The 16,942-nt window shown below is 73.2% G+C and carries 12 protein-coding genes; 6 read left to right on the top strand and 6 right to left on the bottom strand.

Annotated features, from left to right (window positions below; genetic code table 11):
* Nucleotides 1–210 precede the first annotated feature (210 nt).
* The gene (locus ACFYW1_RS24055) at nucleotides 211–2,601 is read left to right on the top strand and encodes an ATP-binding cassette domain-containing protein (protein ID WP_388996749.1); all 2,391 of its coding nucleotides are present in this window, start codon (nucleotides 211–213) and stop codon (nucleotides 2,599–2,601) included.
* Nucleotides 2,602–2,686: 85 nt separating this feature from the next.
* Here the strand turns inward: ACFYW1_RS24055 and ACFYW1_RS24050 are convergent, their stop codons facing one another.
* The 4 genes from ACFYW1_RS24050 to ACFYW1_RS24035 form a co-directional block, all read right to left on the bottom strand.
* Complete coding sequence (locus ACFYW1_RS24050; protein ID WP_388996746.1) at nucleotides 2,687–3,166, bottom strand: NUDIX domain-containing protein; 480 nt, start codon at nucleotides 3,164–3,166, stop codon at nucleotides 2,687–2,689.
* A gap of 30 nt (nucleotides 3,167–3,196) precedes the next feature.
* Nucleotides 3,197–4,792, bottom strand: a complete 1,596-nt coding sequence (gene lnt, locus ACFYW1_RS24045; RefSeq protein WP_388996743.1) for an apolipoprotein N-acyltransferase — start codon at nucleotides 4,790–4,792, stop codon at nucleotides 3,197–3,199.
* A gap of 124 nt (nucleotides 4,793–4,916) precedes the next feature.
* Nucleotides 4,917–5,480 carry a hypothetical protein gene (locus tag ACFYW1_RS24040; RefSeq protein WP_388996740.1) on the bottom strand — a complete coding sequence of 188 codons (564 nt, stop codon included), beginning with the start codon at nucleotides 5,478–5,480 and terminating at the stop codon, nucleotides 4,917–4,919.
* 59 nt (nucleotides 5,481–5,539) lie between these two features.
* Complete coding sequence (locus ACFYW1_RS24035) at nucleotides 5,540–6,325, bottom strand: glutamate racemase (protein ID WP_388996737.1); 786 nt, start codon at nucleotides 6,323–6,325, stop codon at nucleotides 5,540–5,542.
* A 58-nt stretch (nucleotides 6,326–6,383) separates the two neighbouring features.
* Between ACFYW1_RS24035 and ACFYW1_RS24030 the strand changes: the two genes are divergently transcribed.
* Nucleotides 6,384–7,556 (top strand): glycosyltransferase, encoded by a 1,173-nt coding sequence (locus ACFYW1_RS24030; protein ID WP_388996734.1) that lies wholly within the window; start codon nucleotides 6,384–6,386, stop codon nucleotides 7,554–7,556.
* A gap of 51 nt (nucleotides 7,557–7,607) precedes the next feature.
* Here ACFYW1_RS24030 and ACFYW1_RS24025 read toward each other — a convergent pair whose 3' ends face one another.
* Nucleotides 7,608–8,918, bottom strand: a complete 1,311-nt coding sequence (locus ACFYW1_RS24025) for a TerD family protein (RefSeq protein ID WP_388996731.1) — start codon at nucleotides 8,916–8,918, stop codon at nucleotides 7,608–7,610.
* Between the two features lie 440 nt (nucleotides 8,919–9,358).
* On the opposite strand from ACFYW1_RS24025, the gene ACFYW1_RS24020 reads away from it, so the two are divergent.
* The 4 genes from ACFYW1_RS24020 to ACFYW1_RS24005 all read left to right on the top strand — a co-directional run bounded on the left by ACFYW1_RS24020 (nucleotide 9,359) and on the right by ACFYW1_RS24005 (nucleotide 14,547).
* The gene (locus ACFYW1_RS24020; protein WP_388996728.1) at nucleotides 9,359–10,147 is read left to right on the top strand and encodes an SAM-dependent methyltransferase; all 789 of its coding nucleotides are present in this window, start codon (nucleotides 9,359–9,361) and stop codon (nucleotides 10,145–10,147) included.
* Nucleotides 10,148–10,641: 494 nt separating this feature from the next.
* The gene (locus ACFYW1_RS24015; protein WP_388996725.1) at nucleotides 10,642–11,124 is read left to right on the top strand and encodes a DUF6643 family protein; all 483 of its coding nucleotides are present in this window, start codon (nucleotides 10,642–10,644) and stop codon (nucleotides 11,122–11,124) included.
* A 193-nt stretch (nucleotides 11,125–11,317) separates the two neighbouring features.
* Nucleotides 11,318–11,956 carry a hypothetical protein gene (locus tag ACFYW1_RS24010; protein ID WP_388996722.1) on the top strand — a complete coding sequence of 213 codons (639 nt, stop codon included), beginning with the start codon at nucleotides 11,318–11,320 and terminating at the stop codon, nucleotides 11,954–11,956.
* Between the two features lie 152 nt (nucleotides 11,957–12,108).
* Nucleotides 12,109–14,547 carry a right-handed parallel beta-helix repeat-containing protein gene (locus tag ACFYW1_RS24005; RefSeq protein ID WP_388996719.1) on the top strand — a complete coding sequence of 813 codons (2,439 nt, stop codon included), beginning with the start codon at nucleotides 12,109–12,111 and terminating at the stop codon, nucleotides 14,545–14,547.
* Here the strand turns inward: ACFYW1_RS24005 and ACFYW1_RS24000 are convergent.
* Nucleotides 14,517–16,895, bottom strand: coding sequence for a hypothetical protein (locus ACFYW1_RS24000; RefSeq protein ID WP_388996716.1), 2,379 nt, complete (start codon nucleotides 16,893–16,895; stop codon nucleotides 14,517–14,519). The genes ACFYW1_RS24005 and ACFYW1_RS24000 overlap by 31 nt on opposite strands.
* Nucleotides 16,896–16,942 lie beyond the last annotated feature (47 nt).

Raw genomic sequence — 16,942 nt, 5'->3', positions numbered from 1 at the left:
CTCCGCCCCGCGGCCGTCGCCCGGTCCGGCCCGGTGCACACCGCACGGCCGGGCCCCGGGCCCGCCCCGGCCGGCACCGCCGATCACCCCGACGACCACCCGCCGCCGCGCCCGCACCGGCGCGGGAGGGCGGGACACACCGCCCGGAACCGCCCGGGCCGCACGACACCACGGGACCGCGAGGGCGGTCCCGCGACGGATGGAGACACGATGAGCACGGCCACGAGTACGGACACCCCGCCGCCCGCGCCGCACGCCGCCGACAACCATGAGGTGATCCGCGTGCACGGCGCGCGCGAGAACAACCTCAAGGACGTCGGCATCGAGATCCCCAAGCGCCGGCTGACGGTGTTCACCGGTGTCTCCGGCTCGGGCAAGAGCTCACTGGTGTTCGACACGATCGCCGCGGAGTCGCAGCGGCTGATCAACGAGACCTACAGCGCCTTCGTGCAGGGCTTCATGCCGACGTCGGACCGGCCCGACGTCGATGTGCTGGAGGGGCTGACCACCGCGATCATCGTCGACCAGCAGCGGATGGGCGCCGACCCGCGTTCCACGGTCGGCACCGCCACCGACGCCAACGCGATGCTGCGCATCCTCTTCAGCCGGCTCGCGCAGCCGCACATCGGCCCGCCCGGCGCGTACGCCTTCAACGTCCCCTCGGTCCGGGCGAGCGGTGCGATCACCGTCGAGCGCGGCGCAAAGAAGGCGGTGAAGGCGACCTTCAGCCGCACCGGCGGCATGTGCACGCGCTGCGAGGGCCGGGGATCGGTCTCCGACATCGACCTCACCCAGCTCTACGACGACTCCAAGTCGCTCTCCGAGGGCGCGTTCACCATCCCCGGCTGGAAGTCGGAGAGCTTCTGGACCGTGCGGGTCTACGCCGAGTCGGGCTTCCTCGACCCGGACAAGCCGATCCGCGAGTTCACCGAGCAGGAGATGCGGGACTTCCTGCACCGGGAGCCGACCAAGGTGAAGGTCGAGGGCGTGAACCTCACCTACGAGGGGCTCATCCCCAAGATCCAGAAGTCCTTCCTGGCCAAGGACCGGGAGGCGATGCAGCCGCACATCCGGGAGTTCGTGGACCGGGCGGTCACCTTCACCACCTGCCCCGAGTGCGACGGCACCCGGCTCAGCGAGGCGGCCCGGTCCTCCCGGATCGGCGCGCTCTCCATCGCCGACGCGTGCGCGATGGAGATCCGCGACCTGGCCGAATGGGTCCGCGGGCTGGACGAGCCGTCGGTGGCGCCGCTGCTCGCGACGCTGCGCCAGACCCTCGACTCGTTCGTGGAGATCGGGCTGGGCTACCTCTCGCTCGACCGGTCCGCGGGCACGCTGTCGGGCGGCGAGGCACAGCGCGTCAAGATGATCCGCCACCTCGGCTCCCCGCTCACCGACATCACCTACGTCTTCGACGAGCCCACCGCGGGGCTGCATCCCCATGACATCCAGCGGATGAACAAGCTGCTGCTGCGGTTGCGGGACAAGGGCAACACGGTGCTGGTGGTGGAGCACAAGCCGGAGACGATCGCGATCGCCGACCACGTGGTCGACCTCGGGCCCGGTGCCGGTACGGAGGGCGGCACCATCTGTTTCGAGGGCACCGTCGAGGGGCTGCGGACCGGCGGCACCCGCACCGGCCGCCACTTCGACGACCGCGCCCGCCTCAAGGAGAAGGTGCGGACGTCCACCGGCGCGCTCGAAATCCGCGGCGCGACGGCGCACAACCTCCAGGACGTCGACGTCGACATCCCGCTCGGGGTGCTGTGCGTCGTCACCGGGGTCGCGGGCTCCGGCAAGAGTTCCCTCGTGCACGGGTCGATCCCGGCAGGTGCGGACGTGGTGTCGATCGACCAGAGCCCGATCCGTGGCTCCCGGCGGAGCAACCCGGCGACGTACACCGGGCTGCTCGAACCGGTCCGCAAGGCCTTCGCGAAGGCCAACGGCGTCAAGCCGGCCCTGTTCAGCGCCAATTCCGAGGGGGCCTGCCTCAACTGCAAGGGCGCCGGGGTCATCTACACCGACCTGGCGATGATGGCCGGCGTCGCCACCACCTGCGAGGAGTGCGGGGGGAAGCGGTTCCAGGCATCGGTGCTGGAGTACCGCCTGGGCGGCCGGGACATCAGCGAGGTGCTCGCCATGTCCGTCACCGAGGCGGAGGAGTTCCTCGGCGCCGGTGAGGCCCGCGTTCCCGCGGCGCACAAGATCCTGGAACGCCTCGTGGACGTCGGCCTGGGCTACCTCGGTCTGGGCCAGCCGCTCACCACCCTGTCCGGCGGCGAGCGGCAGCGGCTCAAGCTGGCCACGCACATGTCCGAGAAGGGCGGCGTCTACGTCCTCGACGAGCCGACCACGGGGCTGCACCTCGCCGATGTCGAGCAGCTGCTGGGTCTCCTCGACCGGCTCGTCGACTCCGGCAAGTCGGTGGTCGTCGTCGAGCACCACCAGGCGGTCATGGCGCACGCCGACTGGATCGTCGACCTCGGCCCCGGCGCGGGTCACGACGGCGGCCGGATCGTCTTCGAGGGGACCCCCGCGGACCTGGTCGCCGCGCGCTCCACCCTCACCGGCGAGCACCTCGCGGCCTACGTGGGCGGCTGAGCCGGGCCCGGCCGTCCGGAACGGGTCCGGGCGGCCGGTACGAGGCGGGGGCCCGGCGTCCGGACCGGACGACGGACCCCGGGATTCACCGCTGTGCGGTGGCTTCGAACCAGGTGGGTTCGTCCGCCAGCGACTGCTTGATCCGGAAGAGCGCGAAATCGTTCAGCGGGGGCAGCGCGTCCACCTCGAACCAGCCCACCTCCAGCGACTCGTCGTCGTTGACCCGCGCCTGTCCCCCCGTCGCCCGGCAGCGGAAGGTGACGTCCAGGTACTGGCAGCGGTCGCCGTTGGCGTACTGCACCGGTTCCAGGGCCTGGGTGAGCACCACCCGCTCCGCCACGCAGTGCACGGCGGTCTCCTCGTACACCTCGCGCTCCGCCGTCGCCGCCGGCTGTTCGCCCGGCTCGCAGATGCCGCCGATGACCGACCACTTGCCGGTGTCGGCGCGGCGCCCCAGGAGGACTCTGCCCTCGTCGTCGAAGACGACGGCGGTGACGCCCGGCAGCAGGAGCAGTTGTCGGCCCGCGGTGGCGCGGATCTCACGGATGAACTCAGGAATGGCCATGGGGCGACCCTACGTGGCCCGAAGGGCCGCTCACCTGCTGCGTCGCTGCCGCACCGTGCGCAGGGCGACCAGGCCGAGCCCGGCCGCGGCGATCAGTACGAGGACGCCCTCGGGGAGCGCGCCCATCCGGGTCGCGGGCGTCTGCGAGGACCGCAGCGGCACCTCGTCCACGAGCGCGTCCGGCGTGAACAGCTTCGTCTGCTCGACGACCTCCCCGTCCGGGCGGATGATCGCGCTGACCCCGCTGGTGACGGGGACGACGACGGACCTGCTGTGCTCGACCGCCCGCACCCTGGACATGGCCAGCTGCTGGTAGGTCATCTCGCTGCGGCCGAAGGTGGCGTTGTTGCTGGGCACGGCGATCAGCTGCCCGCCGTGCGTGACCGTGTCGCGGACGGCATCGTCGAACGCGGCCTCGTAGCAGGTCACGAGCCCCACCCGGGTGCCCGCCAGGTCGAAGACGCCGACCTTCTTGCCGGACCCGAAGTCGCGCCGCACCCGGTCCACGTCCGAGCTGAAGACCCGCGCGACGGACCGCATCGGCATGTACTCGCCGAACGGCTGGATGTGGCGCTTGTCGTACGTGTCGACCGGGCCGCGCCGCGGGTCCCACTCGATGAGGGTGTTGCGCAGCTTGGCGGTGTCGGACTCGGGTTCGAGCACCGCGCCGATCACGGTGGGCGCGCCGATCGCCCGCACCGCTCCGTCGATCAGGATCCGGGCGTCGGCGTTGCGGTAGGGGTCGAGGTCGGAGGAGTTCTCCGGCCACAGGACGAGGTCCGGCTGCGGGACCTTGCCCTCCTTCACGTCCCGGGCCAGCTGCTCCGTACGGTTCACGTGGTTGTCCAGGACGGCGCGGCGCTGGGCGTTGAAGTCGAGGCCGAGCCGGGGCACGTTGCCCTGGATCGCGGCGACGGTCGCGGTGCCGTCCTCGGCCGAGTCGTCGACGAGCGGTAGCGCGGCGAAGGCGGAGGCGACGGGGACGACGACGCTCACGGCCGCGGCCGCGACGGCCGTCCGGGACACCTGTCCGGTGCCGCGGCGGGCCAGGAACTGGCGCACCGCCTCGCAGAGGCCGAAGCCGCACAGCACCACCGCGAAGGAGAGCAGCGGTGTGCCGCCGACCGCCGCGAGCGGCAGGAACACGCCGTCCGCCTGCCCGAACGCGATCTTCCCCCAGGGAAATCCGCCGAACGGCATCCGGGCCCGGACCGCCTCGTCGAGCGCCCAGACCGCGGCGGCCCACACCGGCCACCAGGACAGCCGGGAGACGGCGGCGATCCCGACGCAGCCGGCCGCGATGAACAGCGCCTCCGCCGCGGCGAGCGCCAGCCACGGCACCGGACCGACCTCCTCGCCCGTCCAGTGCAGCAGCGGCAGCATGAAGCCCAGCCCGGCGAGCAGGCCGAGTCCGAAGCCCGCGCGGAGCCGGCGCCCGTGCAGCACCCAGCCGAGCAAGGCGAAACCGGGCAGGACCAGCCACCACAGGGGGCGCGGGGGAAAGCTCAGGTACAGCAGTGCGCCCGAGAGCACGGCGGCGGCGGGCCGCAGTACGAGGCGAGACTTCCGGGACGCGGGCGCAGGCACCGGCTGCGGGGCGTCGACTGGGGTGATGGTGGCGCTCACCAGGCGGAGTCTACGGTGGGCGGCTGTGGGTCCGGCAGCCCCCGCCCGCCCGGGGCGGTCCGCTCCCCCGGGCGTCGGCGGCTCCGCCGGGGCCCGTCCGGAGCGGGTGCGGGTCCTGGGGGGGTCAGGTCCCGGCCGCCGCGCCGCCCGCCGGCAGGTGCAGGCGTTCGCGGATGAAGCGCACGCCCGCCTCCGCGTCGTCGACCGTGATCGTGAACGTCCTGCCGTCCCCGAGGCGGAGCACCAGCCCCTCGCCCCTGCGGACGACCACGGCGGTGCCCTGTTCGGGGCGCCAGCGGTAGCCCCAGCCGCCCCATTGGCGCGGGGTGACCCGGGGCACGAACTCCGCGCCCACCACGTGGGTGAGCAAAATCCTGCGGCGCGGCAGGCCCATGTGGCCGCAGCGCACCTCCAGGGCGTCGCCGTCGATCCGGACGGCCACGTTCACGAAGGCGAGCGTTCCGAACAGCATGAGCAGCCCGGCGGCGACGCAGCCGACCACCGACATCAGCAGGGCGACGACTCCCGAAGTCCAGTTCGAGCTGACGGCCAGCTGGACGCCCAGCGCCAGACAGGCCGCGCCCGCGACCGCGAACACCCACTGGACCCGGTTGGTGGCCCGGCCGGTCCAGACCTCGGAGCGGGATTCGGTTCCGGTGCGCGGGGGTGTGCGGAGGTGATCCCTCATGCCAAGCAGCGTACTCAGGATTCCGCACGCCGGGAGGGGGAGCGACGGCCCCGGAGGGGTCAGCGGGCGGGGCTGACGGCTCCCAGCAGACGCCCCTCGGCGTAGGCCAGGGCGGCTTCCGGCAGGTCGGTGGAGCGGCCGCTGAGGAGCACGGTGAGACCGGTGGAGGGTTCGGCCGACGGAGCGGGTCCGGCACCGATCCGGCGCAACGCCTGGGCGGCGACCGCGTCGGCCGAGCCGTGCAGCTCGACGGGCGGCAGGCCGGGCCGGTGCACGGCGGCGCGGATGCGCTCGGCGACCAGTTCGTAGTGGGTGCAGCCCAGGACGACGGCCCGCACGTCGCGGGGGGTGAGCGCGGCGGCCGCGGCGACGGCCCGGTCGATCGCGGCCTCGTCCGCGTGCTGCACGGCGTCGGCGAGACCGGGGCAGGGAACCTCGGTGACCTCGACGGACCCGGCGAATTCGCGGATGAGGCCGTGCTGGTACGGGCTGCCGGTGGTGGCGGGCGTGGCCCAGATCGCGACGGGGCCGCCGCCCGCCACGGACGGCTTGATCGCGGGGACCGTGCCGATGACCGGAAGCCCGGGTTCGAGCGCGGCACGCAGCGCCGGCAGGGCGTGGACGGAGGCCGTGTTGCAGGCGACGATCAGCGCGTCCGGCCGGTGGGCGGCGGCGGCGCGGGCCACGTCGAGCGCGTGGGCGGTCACGTACTCGGTCGTACGGGGCCCCCAGGGCATGCCGTCGGGGTCGGAGGAGAGCACCAGATCCGCGTCGGGCCTCAGTCGGCGTATCGCGGCGGCCGCGGCGAGCAGGCCGATTCCGGAGTCCATGAGCGCGATCTTCACCCGGTCACCATAGTCGACCGCCCTTGCGGTTTTGTCCGGGTGGGGCAGACTGCGGCGAATGAGCGCCGTTGCCTGGATCGCCATGGGTTCGCTGACCGCGTGGGTGTGGCTGCTGCTGGGCCAGGGGTTCTTCTGGCGGACCGACCAGCGGCTGCCCCGTCGGGGGGTTCCCGACCGCTGGCCGTCGGTCGCGGTCGTGGTTCCCGCGCGTGACGAGGCCGACATGCTGCCGGTGAGCCTGCCGTCGTTGCTGGCGCAGGACTACCCGGGCCGGGCCGAGGTCTTCCTCGTGGACGACTGCAGCGAGGACGGCACCGGGGACGTCGCCCGCGCGCTGTCCGTGCGGTACGGGGGGCTGCCGGTGACGGTGGTGTCGCCCGGTGAGCCGGAGCCCGGCTGGACGGGCAAGCTGTGGGCCGTGCGGCACGGCATCGAGCTGGCGCGGGCCCGGGAGCCGGAGTACCTGCTGCTGACGGACGCGGACATCGCGCACGAGCCGGACAGCCTGCGGGAGCTGGTCGCCGCGGCGGTGACGGGCGAGTACGACCTGGTCTCGCAGATGGCCCGGTTGCGGGTGTCGAGCGGCTGGGAGCGGCTGGTCGTGCCCGCCTTCGTGTACTTCTTCTCGCAGCTCTACCCGTTCCGGTGGGTGAACCGGGCCGGGGCGCGGACGGCTGCGGCGGCCGGTGGCTGCGTGCTGCTGCGGACCGGGGCGGCGGAGCGGGCGCGGATTCCGGAGTCGATCCGGCAGGCGGTGATCGACGACGTGTCGCTGGCGCGGGCGGTGCGGCGCGGCGGCGGGCGGATCTGGCTGGGGCTCGCCGAGCGGGTGGACAGCGTGCGGCCGTACCCGCGGCTCGCGGACCTGTGGCGGATGGTGTCCCGGAGCGCGTACGCCCAGCTGCGGCACAGCACGGCGCTGCTCCTGGGGACGGTGCTGGGGCTCTCGCTGGTCTATCTCGCGCCGCCGGTGACGCTCGTGGCGGGGCTGCTGGGCGACGACCCGGTGGCCGCGTGGGCGGGCGGCGGCGCGTGGGCGGTGATGACCGGGACGTACCTGCCGATGCTGGCCCACTACCGGCAGTCGCCCTGGTGGGCGCTGCTGCTGCCGTTCACCGCCGCGCTGTACCTGCTGATGACGGTCGATTCGGCGGTGCAGCACCACCGGGGCCGGGGTGCGGCCTGGAAGGGGCGTACCTACGCCCGTCCCGAGGCCGCGCCCGACCGATGAGCGCAGGGGTCATCGGCCGGGGGCCGCAGGGTCGGCCGGACCTTCGGGGGGTCATTTACGGCCGGGTGTCCAGTTCATGCCCCAGCCGTAGGCGTAGTCGATGGTGCGCTGCGGGCTCACTCCCCGCTCGGGGACGAGGTAGCGGGCCTCGCGCTGCACCGTGAGGTCTCCCCCGTTGTTGGTGAGGAGCGCGAGGGCGCAGACGGTGGACGGGACGGTGCACTCGTCGAGCGAGAAGTCGATCGGTGCGCCGTGCTGGGGCTGGAGGGTGACGGTGGCGTGGAGGTCGGCGAAGCTCCGGGCGCCCTCGTAGATCGTGACGAAGATCAGGACGCGCCTGAGCTCGTTCTTGTGGTCGAGGTTGACCGTGAGGTTCTCACCGGTGGCGACGGCGCCGGTGCGGTCGTCCCCGTCGAGGTGGATGTAAGGGGGGTGCTGGAGCGCGCCGAACGCGTTCCCCAGCGCCTGGACGACTCCCTTGCGCCCGTCGGTCAGTTCGTAGAGGGCGCAGAGATCGAGGTCGAGGTCCGCGTGCTGGGCGACGGCCCGGCCGAGCTTGCTTCCCCAGCCCTTGAACTGTTTGCGCACTTCCCAGTTGAGATTCACCCGGAGCGCTCCCGAGGTGCCGCCCTGCTTGGCGAGGGAGACCGAGGGGGCGTCCTTGGTGAGGGTCACCTTGGTCAGCCGGACGGGTGCGGGGGCGGGCGGTGCCGCCGGCGGGGCGGGCGGGAACACGGGCTGGGCCGGTGTCCGGTGGTCGGCCCGCGTCGCACCCTGGTACTGCTGCGGTGCCTGAGGCTGGTGATACGGCTGGGTCGGCTGAGCCGGTCGGGTCGGCTGGGTCGGTGGGATCTGCTGCGGCTGCTGCGGTTCGTCGACGGAGATCCCGAAGTCCGTCGCGAGCCCCTCCAGGCCGGAGCCGTACCCCTGGCCGACGGCGCGGAACTTCCAGGCGCCCTGGCGCCGGTAGAGCTCGCCGAGGATGAACGCGGTCTCCACCGTCGCGTCCGTGCTGTCGAAGCGCGCGATCTCCCTGCCGTCCGACGCGTCCGTGACGCGCACGTACAGCCCGCTCACCCGGCCGAAGGTGCCGCCGTCCGCGGAGGCGGCCAGGACCACGCGGTCGATGACCGGCTCGATGCGCGCCAGGTCGACCGCGAGGTTGTCCGTCGTCCCCGTGCCGGTGCTCCGCTTGCCCTCGTGGCGCACCGCCCCGGATGCGTGGGAGGGCTGGTTGTAGAAGACGAAGTCGGCGTCGTCGCGCACCTTTCCCGACACGAGGAGGAGCGCCGAGCCGTCCACGTCCGGGGCTCCCGGGGAGGTGCGCCACCCCAATTCGACCCGCACGGCCTGAGCCGTCACCGGAACATTGGCTCCTTTAGGCATGGTCATGTTTCGCCCCCATCGCAAGTCCGGCTGCCCGAAAAGCTTTCCCCGACAACCTAATCCCCCCGGCCGGTACGGGACTCACGAACGGGCCCGTGAACACGGGATCCCCCTTCGTCCGGGCCCGTCCGTCGGCGCCGGCACGGTGCCGTCACCGGCCCGGATCGTGCGTACGGGCCTTGCGGCGGCCCCGGCGGACCGGTGCGCGCGTGCGCGGTTTCGAGCCAGAAATCGGTGCGGCATCGGGGAAGATGCCGTCGGAACGTTCCCGCCCTCTCCCTTTCCGGCCACGGCGGCGCGAAGCGGTCGGCCCGTCGAAGCCCTATCCTCGGCCGGAAGAAGCGCATGGACAGAACCAGTTGACGCAACGACGTACTGGCGCGTCCGGCCGCACGCGACCAGAAGAGGGGCCCCGCATGGGCGAAAAGCTCGATCTCGAAACGGCGATCCGCAGCGGGATACCGCACTCGGCCCGGGTGTGGAACTACTGGATCGGCGGCAAGGACCACTACCCGGTGGACCAGGAGCTGGGGGACCAGGTCATCGCGACCTACCCCCAGACTCGCGACCTCGCCCTGGCGTCACGGGCCTTCCAGGCGCGCGCCGTTCGCCACCTGGCCGGCGAGGCCGGGATCACCCAGTTCCTCGACATCGGGACCGGGCTGCCCGTCCAGAACAGCACCCACGAGGTCGCGCAGAGCATCCGGCCGAAGGCGCGGATCGTCTACGTCGACAACGACCCGCTGGTCCTGGCCCACGCCCGCGCCCTTCTGACGAGTGCGCCGGAGGGCATGACGAACTACGTGCACGCGGACATGCTGGATGCCGAGCAGGTGCTCCAGGAGGCCGGGCAGACCCTGGACCTGACCCAGCCGGTGGCCGTCATGGTGCTGTCCACGCTGGGGCACGTCGCTCCCCGGGACGGCATCGACCTCATGCGCCGGTACATGGCCGGTGTCGTGGCGGGCAGTTGCCTGGTGCTCTGCGACACCGTCGCCACACCGCAGACGCTGGCCGCTCAGGAGGCGTACGCCTCGGGGGACACCCCGCCCTACCTGGTGCGCCGGCCCGAGGAGATCCTCGCGAGCGCCGAGGGCATGGAACTGATCGAGCCGGGCTTCGGTTCCATCTCCCTGTGGCGTCCGGAGGGGAACGAAATCGATGCCGAACCCGTTGACCAGTGGGGTTTCGTCGCCCGGAAGTGAAAATTCGCTCCGCGTGACAACTCCCGTCGCGCTCACGGCGGCTGACGCCATGGGTCGCGTGCGTGAAAACGGTCATGTGCACAGCGAATAGCGTCATTCGCCGACGCCAGGTTTCGGTCGGCGGGGGACCCGCGCCGTTTTCCCCGCAAAAGAAGTGTGCACGGCGCGCAATGGGGAAGTGATCACCGGTGATCCGGTCGGGCCGCACGGCCTGCCGACCGCTCACCGGTGACACCCCTCCGGGGCCGAGGAGTGCGAGGTCAGAGGCGCGCGGACCGGACCCTCCCGGCCCCTGCGGGCGCCCCGTCGATGTCGCCCTTCGCAGTCCGTCCGCGACTTCTCGTCAACCATGCGGACCACCCCCGAAAAGCCCCTGTCACTAACGGGACCTTTATCAATGTTCCAGCAGGTCAGGCGGCCAGAAACCACATAAAACGGATACCCCCGAGATTAGGTCTCCCCAACCAGCACATCGTGGGCTTAACTTAGGTGCCATGACCTCCCCTCGCTCCACCTTCGGCGGCGGCTACTACGCCACCTCGTCGTTCCCCGACACTCCGATCTACGACTCCCTGGTCGCGGAGCGGGGCACCCCTCAGATCGCTCCGATCCGAGTGCCCGCCGCCTATGACACCGGCAATGGTTATCTGCCGGCTCTCCCGGCGGCCCTGCCGGCCCTTCCCGCGGCGCCCTCCCAGCCCGGCCCGTCGTACGGCTACCCCCAGCCGACGCCTCCGCAGGGTTACGCGCCGATGCAGCCCGCCCAGCTGCAGCACGCCCCGGCGCCGTACATCCCGCAGCAGCCCGCCGCGCCCCGCGGCGGGTACCAGCCGCCCCCGTCGCCGCAGCAGCAGTACCAGCGGCCCGCGCCGGGCACCGGGTACGAGGCGATGCGTCCGGCGTCGCCCCGCCCCGCCCCGGCGCCCTCGCCCCACGAGGACCCGTACAACCGCCCGTACCAGGGCCGGGGGTACTGAGCCGGCGGTCGCACACGAACGCACGGGGTCGTCGTCGAGCCATGGGGACTCGACGGCGGCCCCGGTGTTCCGGTGGCGGACGGTCCGTCAACCCGGCCCGTCGCGCGAGAACCCCCGGGGCGGCCTCCGCACCGACCGGGTGAAGTTGCCCTCTCTTCGTCCCTTCGGCACCCGGAGCGGGCCGTACCGGGTTATGACGGATGCGGGAAGGGGGTGCCGGACTGTGCGAGCGGTCATCGGGGTGTGGCGTTGGCGCCGCAATCCCCTGCGTCGCGCCACCGACCGGTGCGAGGCGTGGACGGCTCTCGTCTCGCTGCTCCTGATGGCGGTGGCCGCCCCGGCCCTGGGCTGGGTGTGCGGCACGCTCACCGACACGGCCCTGCAGCGGACGGTGCGGGAGCAGCGGGCCCGGCTCCACGCCACGACCGCGGTCGTGGTGCGTCTGGCGCCGGGTGCGTCACGGCTGGTCACCGATCCCGAGGCCGCCGGGGAACGGGGCCCGCGGGCCTCGGTGGTGGCGCGCTGGAGGGCCCCGGACGGCACGGTCCGCAGCGGCACGGTCACGACCTGGTCGCGCAGCGTCAGGTCCGGTTCGAGGGTGGAGATCTGGACCGGTCCCGACGGCCGCGCCGCGCAGCGCCCCATGGACGCCCCGGCCGCCCGCACCCACGCGGTGCTGGCCGGCGTCGGGGTGGCCCTGCTCGCCGCCGGACTGGTCGAGGGCGGTCGCCGGCTGGCCGTCCGGTCCATGACGCGCAGACGGTACGCCCGGATCGACCGGGCCTGGGCCGAGACGGGTCCGGACTGGGGCAGGACCGGGACCGGCAACTGATCACCTCCTGATCCGGACAACTCCCGCCCGTCGCGCGCGCTACGGTGGACCGGCCCGCCCGCTTTCCCGGTGGGCGTGCCCGGGGTCCGCCGTTGCCGGAAGACCGGTGGTCCGGGCATCACGCACGCACGAGGTGGGGGCACAACAGCGCCATGGCACAGGGCACGGTCCAGGTGACGCACACCGGCACATCGCGGTGGCGGCGCCGCACAGGCGAATACGCCTCCCTCACCGCAGCCCTGGAGGCCGCGGCGGACGGCGACGTCCTCACCGTCGCACCGGGCACGTACCGGGAGAACCTGGTCCTGCACCGCGCGGTGACCCTGCGGGGGCCGGAGGGTTCCGTCGGTTCCGTGCGGATCGCCCCGGTCGACGGCGTGCCGCTGACCGTCCGGGCCTCCGCCGTCGTCTCGGACCTGCACGTGGAGGGCCAGGACTCGACCGTCCCGGCGCTGCTCGTCGAGGACGGCGCGCCGGAGATCGCGGATCTGCGGATCGTGACCCGTTCCGCCGCCGGGATCGAGGTGCGCGGCGCGGCACGGCCGGCCGTGCGCCGCTGCACCGTCGACAACCCGGCCGGGGTCGGCATCGCCGTGCTCGACGGCGCGGGCGGGGTGTTCGAGGAGTGCGAGGTCGTCTCCGCCGGGCAGGCCGGGGTCTCGGTGCGCGACGGCGCGCACCCCCGTCTGGAGCGCTGCCGGATCCATCACGCCTCGGGCGCGGGGCTGAGCGTCACCGGGGAGGGCAGCGGCCTGGAGGGGGTGGGCTGCGAGGTGTACGAGGTCAAGGGCAGCGGCGTCCAGGTGACCGCCCGGGCCTCCGCCCACCTCGGCGAATGCACGGTGCACCGGACTTCGGCGGACGGCATCACGCTCGACACCGACGCCGTACTGACGCTGGCCGACTGCGACATCCACGACATCCCGGAGAACGCGGTGGACCTGCGTTCCCGTTCGGTGCTCACCCTGACCCGCTCCACGGTGCGCCGGTTCGGCCGCAACGGACTCTCCGTCTGGGACCCCGGCACCCGGGTCGACGCCAACCAGTGCGAGATCCACGACAGCACGGGCGACTATCCCGCGGTCTGGGTGAGCGACGGGGCGACCGTGGTGCTGGACTCCTGCCGGGTCCACGACGTGCCGGACGCCCTCTTCGTGCTCGACCGGGGTTCGCGCGCCGACGTGGTGGACAGCGACCTGTCCCAGGTGCGCAACACCGCGGTGTCGGTGAGCGACGGGGCGACCGCGCAGCTCGACGACTGCCGGATCCGCGAGGCGTCCACCGGCGCCTGGTTCCGCGACCACGGCAGCGGCGGCACGCTGAACAACTGCACCGTCGACGCGGTGCAGACCGGAGTGATCGTCACCAAGGGCGCCGACCCGACGATCGAGCGCTGCACGGTCACCTCGACCGCCGAGGCCGGTTTCTACGTCTCCGCCGAGGGCCGCGGCACGTTCCGCCAGTGCCGGGTCACCGGCAGCGACGGCTACGGCTTCCACGTGATGGACGGCTGCCGCACGACGCTGTCCCGCTGCCGCACCGAGCGTTGCTCACGCGGGGGTTACGAGTTCGCCGAGGGCGGCGCGCACGGCGACGGCCAGGGGGCCGGTCCCGTGGTCGAGGACTGCACGAGCGACGAGAGCGCGCTGCGCTCCCCCGCGGCGCCCCCGGCCCCCACCGTGCTGACGGCGACCCAGTCGGCCCCCGGGCTGCTCGGCGGGGTGCCCGGACAGCGTGCCGCGGAGCCCGTCCCGGTCGAGGCGCCCGCCGTCGAACCGGCGCGTTCGCCGGACGCCGTCCTCGGCGAACTGGACGCGCTGGTGGGCCTGGACAGCGTCAAGCGGGAGGTGCGCGCCCTCACCGACATGATCGAGGTCGGCCGCCGGCGCCGGGAGGCCGGGCTCAAGGCCGCGTCGGTCCGGCGCCACCTCGTCTTCACCGGCTCCCCCGGCACCGGCAAGACCACCGTGGCACGGCTGTACGGCGAGATCCTCGCCTCGCTCGGGGTGCTGGAGCGGGGCCATCTGGTCGAGGTGTCCCGGGTCGACCTGGTCGGTGAGCACATCGGTTCGACCGCCATCCGCACGCAGGAGGCGTTCGACCGGGCGCGCGGCGGAGTGCTGTTCGTCGACGAGGCGTACGCCCTGTCGCCCGAGGACTCCGGCCGTGACTTCGGCCGGGAGGCGATCGACACGCTCGTGAAGCTGATGGAGGACCACCGGGACGCGGTGGTCGTCATCGTCGCCGGGTACACCCGTGAGATGGAGCGGTTCCTCACCGTGAACCCCGGTGTGGCGTCCCGTTTCTCACGGACCATCACCTTCAGCGACTACGAGCCCGCCGAGCTGCTGCGGATCGTGGAGCAGCAGTCCGACGAGCACGAGTACAGCCTGGCGGACGGGACCGGGGAGGCGTTGCTGAAGTACTTCGCGGAGCTGCCGAAGGGGCCCGCGTTCGGCAACGGCCGCACCGCGCGCCAGACCTTCGAGTCGATGGTGGAGCGGCACGCGGGCCGGGTCGCCCAGCTCGCCGAGCCGAGCACGGACGACCTCAGCCTGCTCTACCCGGAGGACCTGCCCGAACTCCCCTGAGGGCGGGGGGATCCGGTGTCGCCCGTCCCGTCGGCCTGGTGGGGCAGGACGGGGCCCAGCCGGTCCAGCAGCGCGGCCCGTTCCTGGGCGAAGACCGGGTCGGCCTGGTAGTCGGAGTGGCCCAGGACGGCTTCGGGCAGCGGGTGTTGCGGGGTCCGTCCGTAGACCAGGGGGTCCTTCAGCGGCCCCCGGTCCACCTCGGGCCCCGGCCCCTCGTCGAGGCGGACCCGGCCGCCGATCGGGTCGGTGGCCCGCCACAGGTTGCGCCAGCAGTGCACGGAGCGGTGCAGCGCCCCCAGCGGTACGGGGCCGAAGTAGGCCGGGAACCAGCGCCCGTACAGCCGCTCGATCGGCGAGCCGTAGGTGAGCAGGGCGACCCGGCGGCGGGTGCCGGCGGGCAGTTGCCAGACCGCGGACGCGGCGAGGACGCTGCCCTGGGAGTGTCCGGAGATGACGAGCCTGCCCCGGGTGAGCGCGGTCCAGCCGGACATCCGTGACGCCAGGTCGGGGACGGCCCGTTCGGCGTAGCAGGGCGGTGCGAAGGGGTGGGCGGCGCGCGGCCAGAAGGTGCCGACGTCCCAGAGGATGCCGATGGTGCGCCGGGCGGAGGCGTCGCGGTAGGCGCGCCGGCCCCAGGTGACGAAGAGTATGAAGCCGAGGCCGATCATCCAGGAGCCGGTCGACTGGGCGGCCTGCGCGAGGGACTCGACGAACGGCCCGCTGCCCTTCATCGCGAGCCCCGGCACCTCTCCGCTCGCCCAGGCCCCGACGACCGCCCCCGCGCCGAGCAGCAGGGTGGCCGCGCAGACCGGGCCGAGGATCCAGGGCGCGGAGTCGGTGAGGGCGGCCGTGGCCCGGATGCGGGCGATCTGCCGGGTCCGGGCGGGGTCCGGGCGCTCCTGCTCGTACTCCTGGTCGATCCCGGGTTCCAGTGCGCGGGCGGCGAGCCAGGTCCGTACGAGCAGCAGGAGGGCGGGGACGGCCAGCAGCACCAGGAGGACGGGGATGACGGACGCCTGCCAGCTGAGCAGCACCGGTGGTCCCTCGATGACGGAGCTCCTGCCCATGCCGGGGGTGCCGGGGCCGTCGAGCCAGTCGGCGACGCGCTGGGAGACCCCGCCGCTCATGACGCCGCCGAGGGCGCAGGCGAGCATCGCGACCACCGGTCCGCCGAGTCCGTACATGACGGTGCGGGGTTCGGGGGTGCGGCGGTACAGGCTCAGGGCCACCACGGCGAGCACGACGACGAGGGCCCCCTGACCGAGGGCGATGGCGCTGAAGGCGAAGTCGCCGGGCAGGGTGCCGGAGGAGGTCCAGTCGGGGCGGGACCAGGAGGCGTACACCGCGGCCAGGAGCAGCAGGGCCAGGGCCGCGCCGGGCAGGTAGGTGATGAGGGCGCGGTCGAGCCGGTTGTCGAGGCGCCGTTCGCTGCGGCCGCGGCGGCAGACGACCCAGAGCACGACGAGCGCGCCCGCGGCCAGCGCCGCCTCGATCAGGCGGCCGAGGAGGTCCGGCACCGGGCCGGTGACCGCCCGGTCCTGGCGCGCGGCGGCCCCCGCGACCGACGCGGCGACCGTCAGGAACCCGGCGGCGGTGTGGGCGGCGCGCAGCCGGGCGACCAGGCGGCGGCCGTACCAGAATCCGGGTCGGCCGAGGGCGGGCCGGCCGCCGGGCTCGGCGACCGGCTCGACGAGGGTGTCGTCCTCGGGTTCCGATCCGGCCAGGGGGCGCTGCGACTCGTACGCGCTCCAGGTCCGGTTGGACAGGAACCAGAGCAGGACGACCAGGGCGGTGGGCACCAGGCCGGCGAGGGCGAGCCGACGGCCCGGCTGGGACCACCAGCCGCCCTGGGCCGTGGACAGGAAGCCGAGCCAGGAGCGCTGGTTCGAGCAGTCCGGGACGCCCGCGCACTGCCAGGCCGTCAGGTCGAGCGCGACCTCGCAGACCGCCGCGGTCAGCAGGACCGTGAGGCTGAGCGCGAGGAGCCGGACGAGGACGCCGTACAGGCGCACCGCGCGGGTGCGGCTCCTGGCGGTCGGGCGCATCCAGTGGGCGAGGTTGACCACCATGAACGGCAGGAGCAGCAGCCACAGGGCGCGGGAGCCGTTCCCGGAGGTCAGGTTGGACCAGCAGTACGCCTCGGCGATGGGCCGGTCGCGGTAGCGCTCCGGGTGCTGTTCGGCTTCCCGGTCGTCGGCGCGCCGGTAGATGGCGGCGGTCGCGTCGCCGGTGATCCTGACCGTGGACGGGTCGTCGAGCATCTCCTGGGGAGTGGCGCCGCCCACGCCGTGGACCAGCAGCTCCAGCGCGGGCCCGGGACTCTGCGGGGCCGGGGTGGCAGGTGGCACTGAGGTGACTCGCTCTCTTGGTCGTGGGGGGAGGTGCTGATGCGGTG

It is taken from the genome of Streptomyces sp. NPDC002669, from assembly GCF_042889165.1.
In the GTDB taxonomy this organism is placed as follows: domain Bacteria; phylum Actinomycetota; class Actinomycetes; order Streptomycetales; family Streptomycetaceae; genus Streptomyces.
The sequence above is the reverse complement of the archived record's forward strand: the minus strand, read 5'-3'. Positions and strand labels throughout refer to the sequence as shown.

Bases quoted from the DNA above. Each gene is read 5' to 3' on its own strand.
- ACFYW1_RS24055 (WP_388996749.1), top strand. From the start codon at position 211: ATGAGCACGGCCACGAGTACGGACACCCCGCCGCCCGCGCCGCACGCC.
- ACFYW1_RS24050 (WP_388996746.1), bottom strand. From the start codon at position 3,166: ATGGCCATTCCTGAGTTCATCCGTGAGATCCGCGCCACCGCGGGCCGA.
- ACFYW1_RS24040 (WP_388996740.1), bottom strand. From the start codon at position 5,480: ATGAGGGATCACCTCCGCACACCCCCGCGCACCGGAACCGAATCCCGC.
- ACFYW1_RS24030 (WP_388996734.1), top strand. From the start codon at position 6,384: ATGAGCGCCGTTGCCTGGATCGCCATGGGTTCGCTGACCGCGTGGGTG.
- ACFYW1_RS24020 (WP_388996728.1), top strand. From the start codon at position 9,359: ATGGGCGAAAAGCTCGATCTCGAAACGGCGATCCGCAGCGGGATACCG.
- ACFYW1_RS24015 (WP_388996725.1), top strand. From the start codon at position 10,642: ATGACCTCCCCTCGCTCCACCTTCGGCGGCGGCTACTACGCCACCTCG.
- ACFYW1_RS24010 (WP_388996722.1), top strand. From the start codon at position 11,318: ATGACGGATGCGGGAAGGGGGTGCCGGACTGTGCGAGCGGTCATCGGG.
- ACFYW1_RS24005 (WP_388996719.1), top strand. From the start codon at position 12,109: ATGGCACAGGGCACGGTCCAGGTGACGCACACCGGCACATCGCGGTGG.